15 protein-coding genes are annotated in these 18,776 nt (G+C 63.0%); 8 read left to right on the top strand and 7 right to left on the bottom strand.

The genetic code is table 11. The annotated features are described in order from the left end of the window. Positions 1 to 9 precede the first annotated feature (9 nt). The 6 genes from MRX98_RS19100 to MRX98_RS19075 all read left to right on the top strand — a co-directional run bounded on the left by MRX98_RS19100 (position 10) and on the right by MRX98_RS19075 (position 8,631). Positions 10 to 1,131, top strand: a complete 1,122-nt coding sequence (locus MRX98_RS19100) for a branched-chain amino acid ABC transporter substrate-binding protein (protein ID WP_246913856.1) — start codon at positions 10 to 12, stop codon at positions 1,129 to 1,131. Positions 1,132 to 1,152: 21 nt separating this feature from the next. After that, complete coding sequence (locus MRX98_RS19095) at positions 1,153 to 2,058, top strand: branched-chain amino acid ABC transporter permease (RefSeq protein WP_246913854.1); 906 nt, start codon at positions 1,153 to 1,155, stop codon at positions 2,056 to 2,058. Beyond that, entirely contained in the window at positions 2,055 to 3,014 is a 960-nt protein-coding gene (locus MRX98_RS19090) for a branched-chain amino acid ABC transporter permease (RefSeq protein ID WP_246913852.1), read from the top strand. Before MRX98_RS19095 ends, MRX98_RS19090 begins: the two co-directional genes overlap by 4 nt. Next, positions 3,011 to 3,775: an ABC transporter ATP-binding protein gene (locus MRX98_RS19085; protein WP_246913850.1), complete on the top strand. Its 765-nt coding sequence runs from the start codon at positions 3,011 to 3,013 to the stop codon at positions 3,773 to 3,775. The genes MRX98_RS19090 and MRX98_RS19085 overlap by 4 nt, the downstream gene beginning before the upstream one ends. 74 nt (positions 3,776 to 3,849) lie before the next feature. After that, positions 3,850 to 4,560: an ABC transporter ATP-binding protein gene (locus MRX98_RS19080; protein ID WP_246913848.1), complete on the top strand. Its 711-nt coding sequence runs from the start codon at positions 3,850 to 3,852 to the stop codon at positions 4,558 to 4,560. A 459-nt stretch (positions 4,561 to 5,019) separates the two neighbouring features. Further along, complete coding sequence (locus tag MRX98_RS19075; RefSeq protein WP_246913846.1) at positions 5,020 to 8,631, top strand: bifunctional proline dehydrogenase/L-glutamate gamma-semialdehyde dehydrogenase; 3,612 nt, start codon at positions 5,020 to 5,022, stop codon at positions 8,629 to 8,631. A gap of 31 nt (positions 8,632 to 8,662) precedes the next feature. Here the strand turns inward: MRX98_RS19075 and MRX98_RS19070 are convergent, their stop codons facing one another. Beyond that, the gene (locus MRX98_RS19070) at positions 8,663 to 9,007 is read right to left on the bottom strand and encodes a P-loop NTPase family protein (RefSeq protein WP_246913844.1); all 345 of its coding nucleotides are present in this window, start codon (positions 9,005 to 9,007) and stop codon (positions 8,663 to 8,665) included. A 12-nt stretch (positions 9,008 to 9,019) separates the two neighbouring features. Between MRX98_RS19070 and MRX98_RS19065 the strand changes: the two genes are divergently transcribed. After that, a complete protein-coding gene (locus tag MRX98_RS19065) occupies positions 9,020 to 9,493 on the top strand; it encodes a DUF1499 domain-containing protein (RefSeq protein WP_246913842.1) in 474 nt (157 codons plus the stop codon). 62 nt (positions 9,494 to 9,555) lie between these two features. Beyond that, entirely contained in the window at positions 9,556 to 10,359 is an 804-nt protein-coding gene (locus MRX98_RS19060; protein ID WP_246913841.1) for a carbon-nitrogen hydrolase family protein, read from the top strand. 779 nt (positions 10,360 to 11,138) lie between these two features. Here the strand turns inward: MRX98_RS19060 and MRX98_RS19055 are convergent. Genes MRX98_RS19055 through aspS form a run of 6 tightly spaced genes read right to left on the bottom strand, consistent with a single transcriptional unit; the run spans position 11,139 to position 18,596 of the window. Beyond that, entirely contained in the window at positions 11,139 to 12,470 is a 1,332-nt protein-coding gene (locus MRX98_RS19055) for an acyl-CoA dehydrogenase family protein (RefSeq protein ID WP_246913839.1), read from the bottom strand. 23 nt (positions 12,471 to 12,493) lie between these two features. Then, positions 12,494 to 12,790: a ribosome assembly RNA-binding protein YhbY gene (gene yhbY / locus MRX98_RS19050; RefSeq protein ID WP_246913837.1), complete on the bottom strand. Its 297-nt coding sequence runs from the start codon at positions 12,788 to 12,790 to the stop codon at positions 12,494 to 12,496. 15 nt (positions 12,791 to 12,805) lie between these two features. Further along, complete coding sequence (locus MRX98_RS19045; RefSeq protein WP_246913835.1) at positions 12,806 to 13,801, bottom strand: P1 family peptidase; 996 nt, start codon at positions 13,799 to 13,801, stop codon at positions 12,806 to 12,808. 14 nt (positions 13,802 to 13,815) lie between these two features. Beyond that, positions 13,816 to 15,249: an Asp-tRNA(Asn)/Glu-tRNA(Gln) amidotransferase subunit GatB gene (gatB, locus tag MRX98_RS19040; RefSeq protein ID WP_246913833.1), complete on the bottom strand. Its 1,434-nt coding sequence runs from the start codon at positions 15,247 to 15,249 to the stop codon at positions 13,816 to 13,818. Between the two features lies 1 nt (position 15,250). After that, complete coding sequence (locus MRX98_RS19035) at positions 15,251 to 16,468, bottom strand: amidase family protein (RefSeq protein WP_246913832.1); 1,218 nt, start codon at positions 16,466 to 16,468, stop codon at positions 15,251 to 15,253. Positions 16,469 to 16,478: 10 nt separating this feature from the next. Then, entirely contained in the window at positions 16,479 to 18,596 is a 2,118-nt protein-coding gene (aspS, locus tag MRX98_RS19030; RefSeq protein ID WP_246913827.1) for an aspartate--tRNA ligase, read from the bottom strand. Positions 18,597 to 18,776 lie beyond the last annotated feature (180 nt).

Here is an 18,776-nt window from a genome sequence, read left to right as displayed (position 1 = left end):
GATTCCATCATGAAAAAGATGTTGCTGTTGGTACTGTTGATCGGACTGTTGACGGTGGGTTCCGCGTTGGCAGCCGATCCGATTCGCATCGGGCTGATGGCCCCGCTGACCGGCGCATGGGCCAGCGAGGGGCAGGACATGAAACAGATCGTCGAGTTGCTGGCCGAGGATCTCAATGCGGCCGGCGGGATCAACGGCCGGCAGGTGCGGGTGATCATCGCCGATGACGGCGGCGACCCGCGCACCGCCGCCCTGGCGGCCCAGCGGCTCTCGACCCAGAACATCCTGGCGGTCATCGGCACCTACGGTTCGGCGGTGACCGAGGCCTCCCAGGGGATTTACGACGAGGCCGGCATCATCCAGGTGGCCAACGGCTCTACTGCCATCCGACTGACCGAGAAGGGCAACCCATATTTTCTGCGCACCTGCCCGCGGGACGATGAGCAGGGACTGGTCGGTTTCAAGGCCCTGAAGGATGGTGGTTTCAAGGCCATCGCCATTCTGCACGACAACTCCAGCTACGCCAAGGGGCTGGCCGACGAAACGCGGGCCCTGCTGCAGAAAGACGGCGCCAATATTGTTTTCTTCGACGCCCTGACCCCGCAGCAGAACGATTACACCGCCATCCTGACCCGCATGCGGGCCGCCAACCCCGACGTGGTCTTTTTCACCGGCTATTACGGCGAAGCGGGGCTCTTGCTGCGTCAAAAAATGGAGATGAACTGGACGGTGCCCTTTATCGGCGGGGATGCCACCAACAACCCGGACCTGGTCAAGATCGCCGGACCGACGGCGGCCGCCGGGTACCGTTTTCTGAGCCCGCCCGTGCCCCAGGATCTGGACACCCCTGAAGCCAAGGCCTTCATGGCGAGCTACCGCAACAAGTACAATGCCGAGCCCGGTTCGGTTTGGGCGGTGTTGGCCGGTGACGGTTTCCGGGTCATTACCAAAGCCATCGAGGCGACCGACAGCACCGATCGCGATAAAATCGTGGCCTACCTGAAAAATGAGATGCAAGACTTCCCCGGCCTGACCGGCGAGATCTCCTTCGACGAGAAGGGTGATCGGGTGGGCGACCTGTACCGGGTTTACGAGGTGAATGCAGAAGGCAAGTTCGTCATGCTGCCATAGACGAAGAAGGAACCTTCCACCTTGGACTTCTTCCTGCAGCAGCTGACCAACGGCCTTGCGGTGGGCAGTATCTACGCCCTGATCGCCCTCGGGTACACCATGGTCTACGGGGTGCTCAAGCTGATCAACTTCGCCCACGGCGATCTGTTCGCCATTGGCGCCTACCTCGGCTTGACCCTGTTGACCGCCTTCGGCCTCACCCGTTTCCTGGGGCCGTTGGGGGTGGTGATCGTGTTGGCCTTGATGGTGATGGGCCTGGTGGCCGTGGTGGGCGCCGTGCTCGAACGGGTGGCCTACCGGCCCCTGCGCCAGGCCCATCGGCTTTCCGCCGTGGTATCGGCCATGGGGGCGTCGATCTTTTTTCAAAACGCCCTCATGCTGATCTACGGCGCCCGCTACAAAGTCTATCCCCATGACATCCTGCCCAAGAACGTCGTCTCCCTTCTGGGGGTCGAAGTACCATTGGTGCGGCTGTTGGTGCTGCTGACCTCCGTGTTGATGATGGTGGCCCTCTATTTGTTCATCCAGAAGACCCGCATCGGTACGGCCATCCGCGCGGCGGCCATCGATCAGCGGGCCGCCAAGCTGATGGGTATCAACGTGGACCGGGTGATCATGATCGTTTTTCTGATCGGGCCGGCCCTGGGCGGCGCGGCCGGACTGATGGTGGGGCTCTACTACGGCCAGATCAACTTCACCATGGGCTGGATGTACGGTTTAAAGGCCTTCACCGCCGCCATCCTGGGGGGCATCGGCAACATCCCCGGCGCCATGGTGGGGGGGCTGCTGCTGGGGGTGATCGAGGCCATGGGGGCGGCCTATCTCTCCATCGCCTGGAAGGATGCCATCACCTTCATCGTACTCATCGCCATTCTCATCGTTCGGCCCACCGGACTGCTCGGTGAGCGGGTCGCGGAGAAGGTATGAAAGATTATCGCCCGGTCGTCTATGCCGCCTTCTGCGTCTTGCTGCTGCTGGCGCCTTTCTTTCTCAACGCCTACTGGGTGGACGTGCTCAACAACGTGGGGCTCTATGCCATTCTGGGATTGAGCCTCAACATCATTCTGGGGCATGCCGGTCTGTTTCACATGGGGCATGCCGCCTTCTACGCCATGGGGGCCTACACCACGGCCATCATCAACACCACCTACCAGATCCCGGTGCTGTGGCTGATGCCTATCAGCGGCCTGGTGGCCGGGGTGCTGGCGCTGGTGATCGCCCGGCCCATCATTCACCTGCGGGGCGACTACCTGCTGATCGTCACCATCGGCCTGGTGGAGATCACGCGCATCGCCCTGGTCAACAACATCTTCGGCATCACCGGCGGTTCCAACGGCATTTTCGGTATTTCGCGCCCCGAGATATTCGGGTTCCGGATCCGCCGCCCCGAGCATTTCTTCTTTCTGATTTGGGGGTTCGCGGCGGTTACGGTCTTTTTGTTCCACCGCCTGGAAAATTCCCGTTTCGGCCGGGCCCTCAACTATCTGCGTGAAGACGAGACGGCCGCCGAGGGCAGCGGTATCAACACCGCCCACTACAAGCTGATCGCCTTCGTGGTGGGGGCCGTCTGGGCCGGCATGGCCGGCAACATCTTCGCCGCCAAGATGACCATCATCGCCCCCGAGTCGTTCAACTTCTGGGAGTCGGTGATCCTGTTCATGATCGTGCTGCTGGGCGGCCGGGGAAGCATCCCCGGGGTGATCCTGGGCGCCTTTCTGATCGCGGGCCTGCCCGAGCTGTTCCGGCAATTCGCCTCGGCCCGCATGCTGATTTTCGGCGCCATCATGATCGCCATGATGATCTTCCGCACCGAAGGGATCCTGCCGCCAAGGCCGCGGCGCTATCCGGCGCCTGCGTCCGGGGGCGGGGAGGGGGCGTCATGAGCCTGCTGCAGCTGCAAAACCTGACCAAACGGTTCGGCGGGCTGGTGGCGGTGGACGACGTCTCCTTCGAGGTGCCCCAAGGGGCCATCGTGGGGCTGATCGGCCCCAACGGCGCCGGCAAAACCACGGTTTTCAACTTGATCACCGGCAACTACCGGCCGGACCAGGGCGACATCCTGTTCGAAGGGCGCTCCATCCGCAAGCTGCCGACGCACAAGATCGTGGCCTTGGGCATCGCCCGCACCTTCCAGACCATCCGGCTCTTTCCCAAGATGTCGGTGCTGGAGAATGTGTTGGCCGGCTGCCACTGCCGCACCCACGCCGGGGCCGTCGCCGCCATGCTGCGCCTGCCCTTTCAAAAGCGGGAGGAGGCCGCGGCGCTGGCCGAAGCCCACGCCGAATTGGCCTTCACGGGGATCGAGCACTATGCCGACCAGGTGGCCGAGAATCTCTCCTACGGCAACCAGCGTTTGCTGGAAGTGGCCCGGGCCCTGGCCAGCAGGCCCCGTTTCATCATTCTGGACGAGCCGGCCGGCGGCATGAATGATTTCGAAACCGCTGCATTGATCCGCATCATCCGGCGGATCCGCGAACGCGGCATCACCGTGCTGCTGATCGAACACGACATGAACCTGGTCATGGAGGCATGCGAACATCTGGTGGTGCTGGAAAACGGCGCAAATATCGCGGAAGGAACGCCGGCGCAGATACAGGCCGATGAACGGGTGATCGAAGCCTATCTGGGCGTGGAGGAAGATTGACGAAGGGGTAAACCTTTGATTGGATTCGGTCGCACATTTTGCATTGCGCGGAAAGGGTGAGGACGGACAGGCCGATGTTGCAGGTGGAGAATATTCATGTCAGCTATGGTCGCGTGGAAGCCTTGCATGGGGTGAGCCTCGACGTGCGGCAAGGGGAGATCGTCACCATCCTGGGTGCCAATGGCGCCGGCAAATCCACCACCCTGAATGCCATCTGCGGAATTTTCAAAACCACGGAGGGCGCCATCCGGTTCGAGAAAGAGGATATCCACACCCTTGCGGCCCACGCGATCGTTGCCCGCGGTGTCGCCCAGGTGCCCGAGGGCAGGCGCGTCTTCGGCACCCTGACCGTGCGCGAAAACCTCAACCTGGGCGCCTACACTTGCAATGACAAGGCGCGCGTGGCCGACAATCGGCAGCGGGTGTACACGCTGTTTCCACGGCTGGCCGAACGGGTCGATCAATTGGCCGGCACCTTGTCCGGGGGCGAGCAGCAGATGCTGGCCATCGGCCGTGCCCTGATGGGCAACCCCAAAATCCTGCTGCTGGACGAGCCCAGCCTCGGACTGGCCCCCTTGCTGGTCAAGGCCATTTTCGAAACCATCCGGGAGATCAACCGTTCCGGACTGACGGTGGTGCTGGTGGAGCAGAATGCACGCGCCGCATTGAAGTTGGCGCACCGCGGTTATGTGATGGAGGTGGGACGCATTGTGCTGGAGGACACCGCCGACCGCCTGCTGGCCGACCCGGAAGTCCAGAAAGCCTACCTCGGCGGGGCCCGTTGAGGCACCCTTGCGATTTGTATCACAGTTTTAAGTTTTAAGTGTTAAGTTTTAAGTTGATGAATTCTATCGATAATAGGGTTTTGGGGGTGGGCGCGCCCCTTTGTTGATCGAATTTAGGTTTGTTTTCCAAAATAGTCGAAAACAACATCAGCGATTTCGATTATCCAACCGAACCAACGCAACAAACTTTACCAACCCAAAATCGCTAAGGGCTCGCGAAAAAAAACAATAACTTCAAATTTTATGCATACTTGCTTCAGGCCGTCTTGGTTCGATCAGCAGATTCAAAACCCTCGGAATAGCGCGCCATGGCTCCGGTTTTGAATCCGCTCAAACCAAATATCAGATGGATTCCGTGTGCGTTGCGCATCGGGTTACTACGGGCAGTCGGGCGCACACGTCGGAAGCAAGTCGAAACATGCGAACGATGCAAGCCCTGTCTGACGGAAAGGATGCCCCATGCAACCGGAATGCGATGAACGGATCATCCAAGAGGCCGCCGAACTGGCCCGCGCTTGGCAGGATCGGGCCAACCAGCTGCTGACCGCCGAGGAGAAGCAATACCGCAAGCAGATGCAGCGCCTGCTGGAACATCCCCGGGACAAGGTGACCCTGACGCGGATCATCGACCAGAGTTTTCGCAGCCAGGACGCCGGCAGGGTGGCCGACCAGATCAACGACCTGCTCCGACGCTACGGCATACCCGAGTTTTTCGGCACCACGGATCGGCTTTTGATGCAGCTGTTTCTCAATGCCGGCCGTTACCTGCCTGGTTTGACGGTGCCCAAGGTGATCGAGAAGATGCGCGAGGAGAGCCGCCGCATGATCATTCCCGGCGAACGCCAAGCCCTGCTGTCTCACCTGGACAAACGCAAGACCGAGGGCGTGCGGGTGAACATCAATCACCTGGGCGAGGCGGTGTTGGGCGAACGCGAGGCCCGGCGGCGGTTGGCCACCTATGTGGCGGACCTGGAGAATCCGGCCGTGGAGTACATCTCGGTCAAGATTTCCACCATCTACTCCCAGATCCAGCCCCTGGCCTTCGACCATACGGTGGATGTGCTGGTGGAGCGGCTGTCGCGCCTCTACCAGGCCGCCGCCGCCAATGCCTTCGTGCGGGCCGACGGAACGCGGGTTGTCAAATTCGTCAACCTGGACATGGAGGAGTATCGGGACCTGGAGATCACCACCACCGCCTTCATGCACGCCCTGGACCAGGAACCTTTCCTGGATCACAGCGCCGGCATCGTGCTGCAGGCCTATTTGCCGGACAGTCTTGGCATCCAGGAGCGCCTGACCCGCTGGGCCATGGAGCGGGTGGAGCGCGGCGGCGCCCCTGTCAAGATCCGTGTCGTCAAGGGGGCCAACCTGGAGATGGAACAGGTGGAGTCCGCCCTGTTCAACTGGCCCCTGGCCCCCTACGACAACAAGCGGGACGTGGATGCCAACTTCAAGCGCATGCTTCATTACGGCATGCAGCCGGACCACATCCGGGCGGTGCAGCTGGGGATCGCCTCCCACAACCTGTTTGAATTGGCCTATGCCGATTGCCTGGCGCGGCGCCGGGGGGTGAGTGAAGGGGTGATCTTCGAAATGCTGGAGGGGATGGCCGACCATGTGCGCCGGGCCATCGCCGAGATGAGCGGAGCGGTGCTGCTTTATGCGCCGGTGGCCACCGCCGAAGAGTTCATTAATGCCATCGCCTACCTGGTGCGGCGTTTGGATGAAAACACCGGCGCGGAGAATTTCCTGCGCCACGGCCCGGGACTGACCACCCGCGGGGCCGCCTGGCAGGGGCTGCGGGATCAGTTCGTCGCCGCCTGCCGCCACATTCCCGATGCCCCCTTGGGGCCCAATCGCATCCAGGACCGCAACAGTGAGCGTTTTCCCGAGGCCATGGGCACTTTTCATGAGGGAGAATTCAACAACGAGCCGGACACCGACTGGGCCCTGGCGGCCAATCAGCGCTGGGCCGATGCGATTCGCCGCCGCTGGCAGGTCGCAGAAGAAGCCGAAACAATTCAGATTCCACTGGTGGTGGCCGGTGACACCCTCCTGGAGCAACGGGAAACGCGCACCATTTACGACCCCAATCGCCAACCGCAACAGGTGGCGGTGGCCGAATACCGCCTGGCCGGCACGGCGGACATCGAGCAGGCGGTGGCCGTGGCCCGATCCGATCCCGACGGCTGGCGCTCAATGCCCCCCGATGAACGCCATCGCATGCTCTCCAAGGTGGCCATGGCGCTGCGCGAGGCGCGGGGAGATCTGATCGGCGCCGCGGCGGCCGAAACCGGCAAGCTGTTCAGCGAAGCCGACGTGGAGGTGTCCGAGGCCATCGACTTCGCGGAGTACTACCCCTTCTCGGCGCGCACCTTCACGCGCATCGAGAACGTCACGGCCCGCGGCAAGGGGGTGGGGGCCGTGGTGTCCCCCTGGAATTTTCCCATCGCCATTCCCTGCGGCGGCATTGTCGCGGCCCTGTCCGCCGGCAACACGGTGATCTTCAAGCCCGCCTCCGATGCCGTGTTGACGGCCTGGGTGTTGGTGCAGTGTTTCTGGCGCGCGGGCATCTCCCGCAATGTGCTGCAGTTCGTGCCGTGTGCCGGCGGTGAGGCCGGCAATCACCTGGTCACCCACCCAGAAGTGGATTTCGTAATCCTCACCGGGGGCACCGAAACCGGCCTGCACATGCTGGCACGCAAGCCGGACCTGTTTCTGTGCGCCGAAACCGGCGGCAAAAACAGCACCATCGTCACCGCCATGTGCGACCGGGACCAGGCCATCAAAAACGTCATCTACTCCGCCTTCGGTAATACCGGGCAGAAGTGCTCGGCCACCTCCCTGCTGATCCTGGAACGGGAAGTGTACGACAGCAAGGAGTTCCAGCGCCAACTGGTGGATGCCGCCGCCAGCTTGCGCGTGGGGCCGGCCTGGGACTTCAGCAGCCGCATGGGGCCGTTGATCCGTCCGCCCAAGGGCGACCTGGAGCGGGCCCTGACCACCCTGGAGCCCGGCGAGTCCTGGGCCCTGCCGCCCGAACCGGTGGCGGACAACCCCCACCTGTGGCGGCCGGGCATCAAGTACGGCGTTCAACCGGGCAGTTACACCCATCTGACCGAGTTCTTCGGGCCGGTGCTGGGCGTGATGCGGGCCGACGACCTGGATCATGCCGTTGAGCTGGCCAACATGACCGGCTACGGGCTGACCGCCGGCCTGGAGAGCCTGGACATCCGCGAACAGACACGCTGGCAGGAGGCCATTCGGGCCGGCAATCTGTACATCAATCGCGGCACCACCGGCGCCATCACCCTGCGCCAGCCCTTCGGCGGAACGGGCAAATCGGCCCTGGGGCCCGCCATCAAGGCCGGCGGACCCAACTACGTCAGTCAGTTCATGGATTTCGAGGAGCATGACCTGCCGCGCATCGGCACGCTGCACAGGGAGCACCGCTTGTGGCGCGTGATATCGGAGTGGCGCCGCAAACGGCTGTGGGGCGGGCTCGCCGCCGCCGGCGCGGACGTGACCCGCGCCATCCGGGCCGTCAAGAGTTATCTGTATCACTGGGAGCAGGAGTTCGGCCTGGAGAAGGACTCCTTTCATCTGCGCGGCCAGGACAACCGCCACCGGTACCGGCCCTTGGGACGGATCATGATCCGGATTCATCCCGACGACACCCTTTTCGAAACCCTGGCCCGCATCGCCGCAGCCCGGATCACGGGCAACCGGGTGCTGGTGAGCATTCCCGAAGCCCTGGACAATGAGGTGACCGCCTTCCTGGACGGCGTGGAGGGCCGGCAACTGCTGGCGGATGCCGTGACAAAGCGTCAATCGGAGCAAGCAGTGATCGACCTGTTGCCCGATCTGGCCCGCATCCGCTATGCCGCACCCAACCGGGTGCCCGCCGATCTGCTGGCCGCTGCCGCCCGGAGCGGTTTCTACATCGCCCGCGCGCCGGTGTTGATGGAAGGCCGCATCGAACTGCTGCACTATGTGCAGAACCAGAGCATTTGCGACACCTACCACCGGTACGGCAATCTGGGGGATCGGGCGGAGCTGCCGACCAACTGAGACGGGGAGGCGACGCTATCCGGCGGGATTTTCACGGGTGGTAGATTTCCTTGCGGTGGTGGTGATAGAATCGGAGAATCTTCAAACGGTTGAAGGTCTGTTTCAGGGTGGCCTTGCCGCTGAAGCCATCCTTCAAGATGCGCTGGATGCAGCGCCAGGCGCCGGGTTGCAGCCAGATGGTGGTGACCGGCTCCGGGGTGCCCGCCAGGTATTGATTGATGCGCGGATTGAGGCCGGTGTGTTCGAACACCTTACGTTGCACGAAAGTGTCGAACACCTCGTCGTCGATATGGCGCATGGGCGGTGAAAACCCGAAACGCTTGCGGATGTAGGTGGTTTTGCCGGCCCCCGGCGGGCCGATCACGTTGTAGATCATAAAGGAGCCGCCATGAAAATCGTCGTGTTGGTACTGCTGCTCTTGGTCGTGGCCGCCGTCCTGTCGCTGGTGGTTATGGCGTGCAGCGCCCCGGCGCCCCGGGTGCAGTTGGTGGAGGGCAAGCTGCGGCCCTGTCCGGACACCCCCAATTGCGTGTCCAGTGAAAGCAAAAGCACCACCGCCGCCATTGCACCCCTGGCCGTTTCCGGAGATCCCGTCGCCGCCTGGGAGCGCGCCGGCCAAGCCGTTGTCGCCATCGGTGGCCGGATCCAATCGCGCTCCGAGGATCACCTTTGGGCGACCTTCACCAGTCGCCTGTTTCGTTTCGTGGACGACCTGGAGCTGCGCCTGGACGAGGAAGATCGGGTCATCCACGTGCGCTCCGCATCCCGCGTGGGCCGATCCGATCTGGGGGTCAACCGCAAGCGGGTGGAACAATTGCGGCAACAGTTCCAAACAACTTCCCCGGCCGGCGACACGCCCTGACATTGTGGCATCATTCCGGATACGGGTCAAAAACAAAAGCATACGATTGCAGGGAGGCGAAAATGACAAACCTGTTGCGGGTCGCACTGGCCCAGGTGGAAACCACATCCGACCCGGCGCAAAACCAGGACAAGGCCGGCGCCTGCGCCCGGCAGGCGGCATCTCGAGGGGCCGACCTGCTGGTGCTGCCCGAAATGTTCATGGGCGCCCCGGGTCCCGACCTGCCGCCCGCTGAAATCGCCAACCGGGATGGGGGGCGCTTCTGGGAAAGCATGGGCCGCCTGGCCAAGGTAACCGGCATCCATATCGCCGCCGGCGGTTGGGAGGCGATTCCCGGAGAGCAGCGGGTCTACAATACGGTCATCACCTTCTCACCCCAAGGGGAACGGGTGGCCGCCTACCGCAAAATCCACCTGTTCGACGCCCTCAGCGTACGCGAGTCGGACACCATGGCCCCCGGCGACGACCTGCCGCCGGTGGTGGCGATCAACGGCGTCCGGGTGGGGTTCGCCATTTGCTACGACCTTCGCTTTCCGGAGTTTTTCCGTTACCTGGCCCAAGCGGATGCCCAACTGATCGTCATCCCCTCGGCCTGGTATCAGGGACCGGTCAAGGAGACCCACTGGCTGACCTTGCTGCAAGCGCGGGCCATTGAAAACACCCTCTATGTTGCCGGTTGCAACCTGGTGGGCCCCTCCTTCTGCGGCCGCAGCGCCATCTTCGACCCCTTCGGCATTCCAATCGCCGCCGCAGGCGAGGTCGAGAACCTGGTGGTGGGTGAGATCGATGTGGAGCGTATCGCGGCGGTGCGGCAGAAATTGCCGGCGTTGGGGCATAGGAGAATGAAAGATGGTTTAAAGTTATAGGGCCCTATCGGGCAGTTTTAAGTTTTAAGTGTTAAGTTTTAAGTTAAGGAATGCTATCGATTATAGGGGGTTGGGGCAATCAAGCAAACGGGTTCTTCCCCGAATCGTGCCTTGCATCCCCCGTAGGGGCACGGCACGCCGTGCCCGGGTAGTACCGATCACGCCGCAAGGGCAAGCGTACGCCGTTCTCCTGCGGGGGTACCCGACAATGTAGCGCAGATCATAGGATGTGCTGACGAAGGAGGCGCATCGAAGCAAATCATTCCTCTTCCAGCGGGTCGAAAAGTCGGTATTCCCTGAGGGCAAAGATCATAGGATGTGCTGACGAAGGAAGCGCATCGAAGCCCTTTATTCCCCTTCAGACGTGACCTCGGCCGGGATGTGCAATGGCCTCCTACGGGCCGGCCGGCCAAGGAATAACCCGTAGGGGCACGGCATGCCGTGCCCGGGCGAGATCCCCGGGGCTACTCGGGCACGGCATGCCGTGCCCCTACGGGAGGATCGGGTCTTATTGGGCACGGCGTGCCGTGCCCCTGCGGGAGGATCGGGTCTTATTGGGCGCGGGGTGCCATGCCCCTACGGGAGGATCGGGTCTTATTGGGCACGGGGTGCCATGCCCCTACGGGAGGATCGGGTCTTATTGGGCACGGCATGCCGTGCCCCTACGATATGTGGAAAGCCCCATCCGCTCGCCTCCCTCTAACACCCTATAATCGACAGCATTCCTTAACTTAAAACTTAAAACTTAAAACTTAAAACTTAACACTTAAAACTTTATACTATTTCATAAACGCTTTCTCCGGAAAGAAGCAATAAGGACACTCCTCCGGCGCTTCCTCCCCATAATGCACATACCCACACATTCGGCAGCGCCAGGCGGTTTCCTTGTCTCCCGCTTCGGATGCCGCTTCCATGGGATCCTTTTCGCGGTGCAGCGGTAATTCTTCCAGCGGCGGCATGACCGGCTCATAGCTGTTGAGGACGTAGCCGGCGACGATGTGGCGCTGTACTTCACTGGTGCCTTCGTAGATCCGGTAGAGGCGAATGTCGCGCAGGAATTTTTCGATGGGAAACATCTTGGTGTAGCCGTAACCGCCGAAAACCTGCAATGCTTCGTCGGCCACCTGCAGCGCCGCTTCCGTGGCGTAAAACTTGGCGATGGAGGCGGCGATGGTGGGATCACGTCCCTGGTCGGCCTCCCAGGCTGCTTTCCAGACCAGCAGGCGGGACGTTTCCACCTTTTGATACATCTCGGCGATCTTGTGCTGGATGGCCTGGAAGTCGGCGATGGCGGCGCCGAAGGCCTGGCGCTTTTTGGCGTAGTGGATGGCGAATTCCATGGCCGAGCGGGCGGCGCCGATGGCGAAGGCGCCGATCGCCGGCCGGGTGCGCGAAAAAGTCTGCATGGCCAGCACAAACCCCTTGCCGGGCGGCGCCAGCACATTCTCCGCGGGCACCCGCACGTTGTCGAAATGGATGCCGGCGGTGTTGGAGCCCCGCTGCCCCATCTTGGGAATTTTGCGGCCGACGGAGACCCCTTCCCACTCCCGTTCCACGAGGAATGCGGCGATGCCTTCGTGCCCCGCCTTGGGATCGGTGGTAGCGAAGATCGTCATGTAATCGGCGATGCCCGCGTTGGTGATCCAGAACTTGGTGCCGTTGAGAATGTAGTCATCCCCTTTTTTCTCGGCTCGACAGCGGATCCCGGCCACGTCCGATCCCATGGTGGGCTCGGAGGTGGCAAAGCAGATCAGTTTGAATTCCTGCTGCAGCTGGTCCAGCATCCGCTTCTTGAGAGGCTCGTTTTCGCACAGGATCAGGGGCTCCATGCCCAGGGAGTTGTCGAACAGCGAGGTGGCCAGGCCGGGACAGGCCGCGGCGAACTCCTCGGTCACCACGACGCTCTCCATCAGGCCCCATCCCCTGCCGCCATACTTCTTGGGTATGTCGCCGTTGATCAGGCCCTTATCGTAGGCTTTGCGGATCAGCGGCAGGGGTGTGTCGTCAATCTCGTCATAATACCAGGCCACCGGCAGAATCTCTTGCATGGCGAAAGACCGGGCCTCGGCCTGCAGCTTTTCCTGTTCGGGTGTGAGGGAAAAGTCGAGCATTGCGCACCTCCTTCGTGGGTTGGTTAGGGAAGGTGGATTTTTCTCTTTTCAGGATCGGGGTGGGGCCGGTAGACGATGGCGATGTGGCCGATGATGCCGATCAATTCTCCGTGGGTTGCGGTGGCGATTTGTTCGGCGAGATGCTTTTTCTCTTCCTTGAATTCGCCGAACTTCACCTTGATCAATTCGTGGTCGTTGAGGGCCGATTCGACGGTGCCGATCAACTGTTCGGTCAACCCCCTGGCGCCGACCAAAACCACCGGCTTCAGGGGGTGGGCCAGGGAACGAAGCATTTTGCGTTGTGCGCCTTTCAGCGGCATAATTTTTCCTTTTTGCTACAAGTCCCGATGGGCCTTCCAGGGGCCGAAGCCGGTGGCTTGCAGGATGGCGTGGATGATGGCGCGGCTGAGGCAGTCGGCCATGGCGTGGCCCAGATCGTTGATGGCCTGGGCGTGGCGGACACTGAAAAAGCCGGGGGTTTCGGGCAGAGGGCGTTTGCCGGTGCCCAGACAGAAAATGGTGTCGCCGTCGAACATGGTGTGGGCCGGCCGGATGGCACGGGCCAGGCCGTCCTGGGCCATTTGGGCCAGCTTCTTGGCCTGGGGTTTGGTCAGGGTGGCATCGGTGGCCACCAGTCCGATGGTGGTGTTGGCGGCCGCTGAGCCGGCGGGGGGCGGCGGTAATTGTACGGAACGGTGTCCCTCCGGGCCGAATTCATCGTCGATCTCCAGACGGTGTTCCCAGGCACGGCCGGTTCGGGGATCGATGACGCTGCCCAGGGAGTTGACCGCCACGATGGCCCCCACGGTGACACCGCTTGTCAACACTTGGCTGGCGCTGCCCAGGCCACCTTTGATGCCGCCGCTGACGGCCCCGGTGCCGGCGCCCACCGTGCCCCGGGCCGTGTTGTCCGGACCGGCGTCGCGGCAGCCGGCCAGACCCCATTCGGGACCCACGGCGGGGGTGAAGGCCGCGCCCCGGCCCAAGTCGAAGAGGGCCGCCGCCGGCACGATGGGGGCCACATGGCCGCCTTCCAGGGGAAATCCCCAGCCCCTTTGCGCCAACCAGCGCACCACCCCGTCGGCCGCGGCCAAGCCGTAAAGGGATCCGCCGCACAACACCACCGCGTTGACCTGCTCCACCAGATTGTGGGGCTCCAGCAGATCGGTCTCGCGGGTCCCCGGCGCCGATCCCCGCACATCCACGCCGCCCACGGCTCCGTCGGGGCAGATGATCACCGTTGTGCCGGAGGCCTGTCGGATTTCGCTGAAGTGGCCCACCCAGATGCCATCGACATCGGTGATCGCATTCTTTTCGCCCGTTTGCAGCATCTCTTGTTTCCCTTTCAGGCGGCGCCCAATTTCGTCCCCAACAGTTCCTTCAACCGTTTGGGATTGGCTTTGCCCCCCGAAGCCTTCATCGCCTGGCCCATCAGGAAGCCCAGCACCTTGGGGTTGCCATTACGGAAGTCTTGCACATCGGCGGGGTGTTGCGCAATGACGCGATCCACCAGGGCCTCCAATTCGTCGCCGGCGGAGACCTGGGCGAAGCCACCGCGCGCGACGATGGTCTCCGGCGGATCGTCGCTGTCCAGCAGTTGCGGCAGGACCTCTTTTGCGGCTTGGGCGTTGATCGTCCCTTGTTCCAGCAGGTCCAGCAGGGCGGCGAAGCGGTCTGCGGACAAACGGGTCTCTTGCAACGATTGGCGGCGTTCCCGCAGCACGGGGATCAGGCGGGTGGAGATCCAGTTGGCTACTTTGCGCGGCGGCAGGCCATGGTCCGAGGTGGCTTCGAAAAGGGTCGCCCATTCGCGCTCGGCGGTCATGGCGGCGGCTTCATCGGGGGTCAGGCCGAAATCCTTGATGAAGCGCGCGATCTTTTGGGCCGGCATTTCGGGAAGGCGTTGCTTGATCTCGGCAAGCCAGGGTGCATCGATCACGATGCGGGCCACGGACGGGTCGGGGATGCAGGGGCCTTCGAACTTGGCCCGCATGGGCACCGTCATCCGTTTGTCCGGGTCCCACAAGCGGGTGTGCAGGGTGATCGGCGTGCCCTTTTCCATGCAGGCGCTTTGGCGTTCGATTTCATAGGCGATGGCGTCGCCCACGTTGCGGATGGAGTTCATGTTCTTGACCTCCACTTTGGTGTTGAGCTGGTCGCTGCCTCGGGGGCGCACGGAAATGTTGGCGTCCACCCGCAGCGTTCCCTGTTCGAGGCTGCACTCGGCGCAGCCGGTGTAGCGCAGTTGGGCCCGCAGGGTCTTGACGTACGCCATGGCGTCATGGGGGCTGCGCATGTCCGGTTCGCTGACGATTTCGATGAGCGGCGTTCCGGCACGGTTGAAGTCCACCAGGCTGATGGGCGTGCGGCCATCGGTTTCGTGCACCAGCTTGGCCACGTCCTCCTCCAGGTGGATGTGATGGATGCGCAGCCGCTTGAGCTGGTTGTCCGCGTCGATGATTTCCACCCAGCCATCACGCGCCAATGGCTGGTGGTGCTGGGACAACTGGTAGCCCTTGGGCAGATCGGGATAGTAATACACCTTCTGATCGAAGGCGCTTTCCGGTTGGATGGTGCAGTTGAGGGCCAGGCAGGCCAGCACCCCTTTTTCCAGGGCGGTCCGGCTCAATTGGGGTGCCACCCCCGGCAGCCAGAGACAGACCGGGCAAATGTTGCGGTTGGGATCGTCACCCGGACGGTTGGGGCAATCGCAGAACAGTTTGGTGGCGGCATTGAGCTGTACGTGGATCTCAAGGCCGATGACCGCTTCGTATGCCATTTTACCGGCCCTCCTTTTCAAAATCGGCCATCCGGACACCGAGGGCCAGCAGACGGGTATCGTCCAGGCGCCGGCCGATGAGCTGCAGGCCGGGGTCTTGTGCGTCCGTCGTCTGCGGGCCGGGCAGGTGAAGGGCCGGCAAGCCGGCGAGATTGGCCGGCAGGGTGTAGGCGAAGGCGTCGTAGATGGCGGCGATGGTGGTGGCCGTGGCCGCATCGGTCGCCGGATTGCGCGTGGGCATGACCAGCAGATCCACCTTCTTCAAATGGCCGGCGAGGGCATCGACAAGGCGGCGGCGCAGGCGCGCGGCCTGTTCGAAGGCGGCGTAGTTGTCGAACTGCAAGTAGGCGCCTTGAAATAGCAGTGCCTTGAGCAGTGGTCCGAAGGCCGACTTGCGGGTCTCCAGATACATCTCGTTCCAATGCTTGGCGGTCGGCGCGCGGTAGCCGTAGCGCACGCCGTCGAATTTGCCGGCGCTGGATGAGGCTTCCACGGCGGCGATGACCTGATGGGTGTCGCGGAAAAGGGGGTAGTCGGGCAGATCGATCTCTTGAACGGCCACACCCGCCGCGGCCAGGCGGGCCAAAGCGGCCTCGAAAGCGCGGCGGGCGGTCCCATCCAGGGATGCCAGGGATTGGATGATCACGCCGGCGTTTTGCAACGGATCGGTGTCGGACGGCCTGGCGTCGAACGGGATCTCCCGGCAGTCGTCGGGCATGGCGACGTCGGCGGGGTCGGGGCCGGCCACGGCGGCAAGGGCGTCCAGAATGGCTTGCGGTCCGGCAGCGATGAACCCGGGACACGCCATTGAGGGGACCAGGTCGATCATGCCGCATCGCGAGACGCGACCATAGCTGGGTTTGAAGCCGAACATACCGTGGGCGGCGGCGGCCACTCGCGCCTCGCCCAGGGTGTCGTTGACCAGGGCCAGGTCGGCTGCTCCCTGGGCGACCGGTTGGACGGTGGTGTCGCCGTGCAGACCGAACCCCAGCTCGGCCATGGCGGCCGGGTTGGCCAGGACGGCGCCCGCTGTTTGCAGACGGGCGATCAGGGTGGCATCTTCCAGGGCCCGGTAGCCTTCCAGGGCCCGGCAACCGGCGCTGCAAAGGTGGCCCCGCACGGACCAATTGGGTTGATGGGCCACCCGCTTGCCGGCCAGCGGTCCGGCGGCAGGGTTATCCGGCACGGCCGGCGTGTGTTGGGTATGGGTTTGGGACATGCGCAACCTCTCAATCGAGTACGGCGGCCACTTTGAAGTAGCCGCCTTTGACGGCGGGCGCATTCTGCAGCAGCGCGCCGTTTTCCGCCAAGGGGTGGGTCCGTGCGACGGCGCCCGGGCGGGTGTGGTTGGTGACGGGGGCCACGGTGAAAAGCGGTGCCTCGGTGGCGGGTTCCTTCCCGAGTCGTTGGGCACAGGCGCGGGCTTCGGCCACGGCAGTCGTCAGCGCCGGCCGTTCGGCTTCAGCGAAGCCGATGCGCGAAACCCAGGAGAGATTTTCCAGGGGATCCTGCCGGGCTTCGGCGCCGGGCAGATCACAGGCGCCGCCCAGGTCGAGCAGCCCCAGTTCCTGCAGTTGGGCCGCCGCCACCGGTGATGGCGCCTGGGTCAGGGGGCAGTAGGCACTGCGGTTCTTGGGGAATGCGATCACTTCGCGGATGGAAGGGGTGTCCAGGATCATGGAAACCACCCGATCGATGCCCAGGGCGATGCCGCCGTGGGGCGGGGCGCCGAAGGTCAGGGCCTTGAGGAAAAAGCCGAACTTCTCAGACACTTCGGCGTCATTGAGACCCAGGGCCTGGAAAATGCGCTGCTGCAGGTCCATGTCATTGATGCGGATGCTGCCGCCCCCCAGCTCCTCGCCGTTCATCACCAGGTCGTAGGCCCGCGAGCGCAAGGCCAGCAGGTCGGTTTGGTCCTGCGGATCGAAATCGGTGCGGTCCGGCATGGTGAAGGGATGGTGGCAGGAGGTGACGCCGTCGTCGGTCTCATCGAACAGGGGAAAATCGGTCACCCACATGGGTTTGTAGCTGTCCGGCGGAATCAGCCCCAGGCGGTGGGCCAGGTGGAGCCGCAATTGCCCCAGGGCGGAACAGACCAGGGACCAGGAGGGGTCGGCGATCAACAGCAGCACGTCGCCCGGTTGAGCCTCGAAGCGCGCCGGCACCCCCTGGCGTTCCGCCTCGCTGAAAAACTGTACGATGTTGGACTCCAGCCCCCCTTCGATCACCCGCATCCAGGTCATGCCCTTGGCGCCGAAACCCGGCACGATCTCCTTGGCGTATTCGTTCTGCAGCACGTTCTTGCTCAAACGCTCCGACTGCCCCTTGACGTTGATTCCTTTGATGCAGCCGCCCCGTTCGAGGATCCGGCGGAAGATGCCGTAGCGGGTCTCGCCGAACAGGTCGGTCACATCGCGGAAGGTCATGTCGAAGCGCAGATCGGGACGGTCCGAGCCGGTGCGGTTCATGGCATCCAGCCAGGTGATGCGGGGAAAGGGCCGCGGCAGATCGATGCCTCCGACCTGGAACATGCGCACGGTCAGCGCTTCCATCAAATCGTAGATGAAGGCTTCGTCGATGAAGGAGGCCTCCAGGTCCAACTGGGTGAACTCCGGCTGCCGGTTGGGGCGCAGATCCTCATCCCGGAAGCAGCGCACGATCTGGAAGTAGCGCTCCAGGCCGCTCACCATCAGCAATTGCTTGAACAGCTGGGGCGATTGGGGCAGGGCGTAGAAATTTTGCGGAAAATGCCGGCTCGGCACCAGGTAATCGCGGGCCCCTTCCGGTGTGCTCTTGGTCAGCATGGGGGTTTCCACTTCGATGAAACCCTGATCGTCCAGAAAATCGCGGATGGTTTTGACGATGCGGTGGCGTTTGATCAGGTGGTCCTGCATGGTCGGTCGCCGCAGGTCCAGATAACGGTACTGCAGGCGCAACTCTTCGTTCACCGGTTCGTCCCCCTTGACGGCGCCGCCGACCACCATGGACTTTTCCGATATGGGAAAGGGCAGGGCCGCCGAACCGCTCAGAATGGTCAGGGTGTCGGCCACCACCTCGACGGCGCCGGTGGCGATGCCCGGATTCTCGGTGCCGTCCGCCCGTGCCACCACTTTGCCGCCGATCCGGATGCAAAATTCACTGCGCAGGGTGGCTGCTGTGTCGCAAACCGCCCGGCTGGCGGCCTCGGGTGTGAAGACCACCTGGACGATGCCGCTGCGGTCGCGTAGATGGATGAAAAGCACTTCGCCGTGGTCCCGCAGGGCGTCGACCCAGCCGGCCAGCGTGACATCGCGGCCTGCATCGGCCGGGCGCAGCGCGCCGCAGTTGGTACGATTGAGGTGTGTCATAGCGATCTGTCCGTTGCTCATGTGGATTGTGTGACGGTGGACAGTCAACGTGAACCGCTTTTTGACGCGGGGCCGGGGGTGGTCCTTTAATTCCGCCGCCGGTCCGGTGCCTGTCCCTGTTCAACAGCGATGGGCAAGCTACCATAAGATAGTTTAAAGTTTAAAGTTTAAAGTTTAAAG

The sequence above is a fragment of the Desulfatitalea alkaliphila genome, assembly GCF_022968795.1.
GTDB classification, from domain to species: Bacteria; Desulfobacterota; Desulfobacteria; order Desulfobacterales; family Desulfosarcinaceae; genus Desulfatitalea; species Desulfatitalea alkaliphila.
The sequence above is the reverse complement of the archived record's forward strand: the minus strand, read 5'-3'. Positions and strand labels throughout refer to the sequence as shown.

Excerpts from the sequence above, each read along its gene's own strand:
- MRX98_RS19100 (WP_246913856.1), top strand. The coding sequence starts at position 10 with ATGAAAAAGATGTTGCTGTTGGTACTGTTGATCGGACTGTTGACGGTG.
- MRX98_RS19090 (WP_246913852.1), top strand. The coding sequence starts at position 2,055 with ATGAAAGATTATCGCCCGGTCGTCTATGCCGCCTTCTGCGTCTTGCTG.
- MRX98_RS19085 (WP_246913850.1), top strand. The coding sequence starts at position 3,011 with ATGAGCCTGCTGCAGCTGCAAAACCTGACCAAACGGTTCGGCGGGCTG.
- MRX98_RS19080 (WP_246913848.1), top strand. The coding sequence starts at position 3,850 with ATGTTGCAGGTGGAGAATATTCATGTCAGCTATGGTCGCGTGGAAGCC.
- MRX98_RS19075 (WP_246913846.1), top strand. The coding sequence starts at position 5,020 with ATGCAACCGGAATGCGATGAACGGATCATCCAAGAGGCCGCCGAACTG.
- MRX98_RS19070 (WP_246913844.1), bottom strand. The coding sequence starts at position 9,007 with ATGATCTACAACGTGATCGGCCCGCCGGGGGCCGGCAAAACCACCTAC.
- MRX98_RS19065 (WP_246913842.1), top strand. The coding sequence starts at position 9,020 with ATGAAAATCGTCGTGTTGGTACTGCTGCTCTTGGTCGTGGCCGCCGTC.
- MRX98_RS19060 (WP_246913841.1), top strand. The coding sequence starts at position 9,556 with ATGACAAACCTGTTGCGGGTCGCACTGGCCCAGGTGGAAACCACATCC.
- MRX98_RS19055 (WP_246913839.1), bottom strand. The coding sequence starts at position 12,470 with ATGCTCGACTTTTCCCTCACACCCGAACAGGAAAAGCTGCAGGCCGAG.
- yhbY (WP_246913837.1), bottom strand. The coding sequence starts at position 12,790 with ATGCCGCTGAAAGGCGCACAACGCAAAATGCTTCGTTCCCTGGCCCAC.
- MRX98_RS19045 (WP_246913835.1), bottom strand. The coding sequence starts at position 13,801 with ATGCTGCAAACGGGCGAAAAGAATGCGATCACCGATGTCGATGGCATC.
- gatB (WP_246913833.1), bottom strand. The coding sequence starts at position 15,249 with ATGGCATACGAAGCGGTCATCGGCCTTGAGATCCACGTACAGCTCAAT.
- MRX98_RS19035 (WP_246913832.1), bottom strand. The coding sequence starts at position 16,468 with ATGTCCCAAACCCATACCCAACACACGCCGGCCGTGCCGGATAACCCT.
- aspS (WP_246913827.1), bottom strand. The coding sequence starts at position 18,596 with ATGACACACCTCAATCGTACCAACTGCGGCGCGCTGCGCCCGGCCGAT.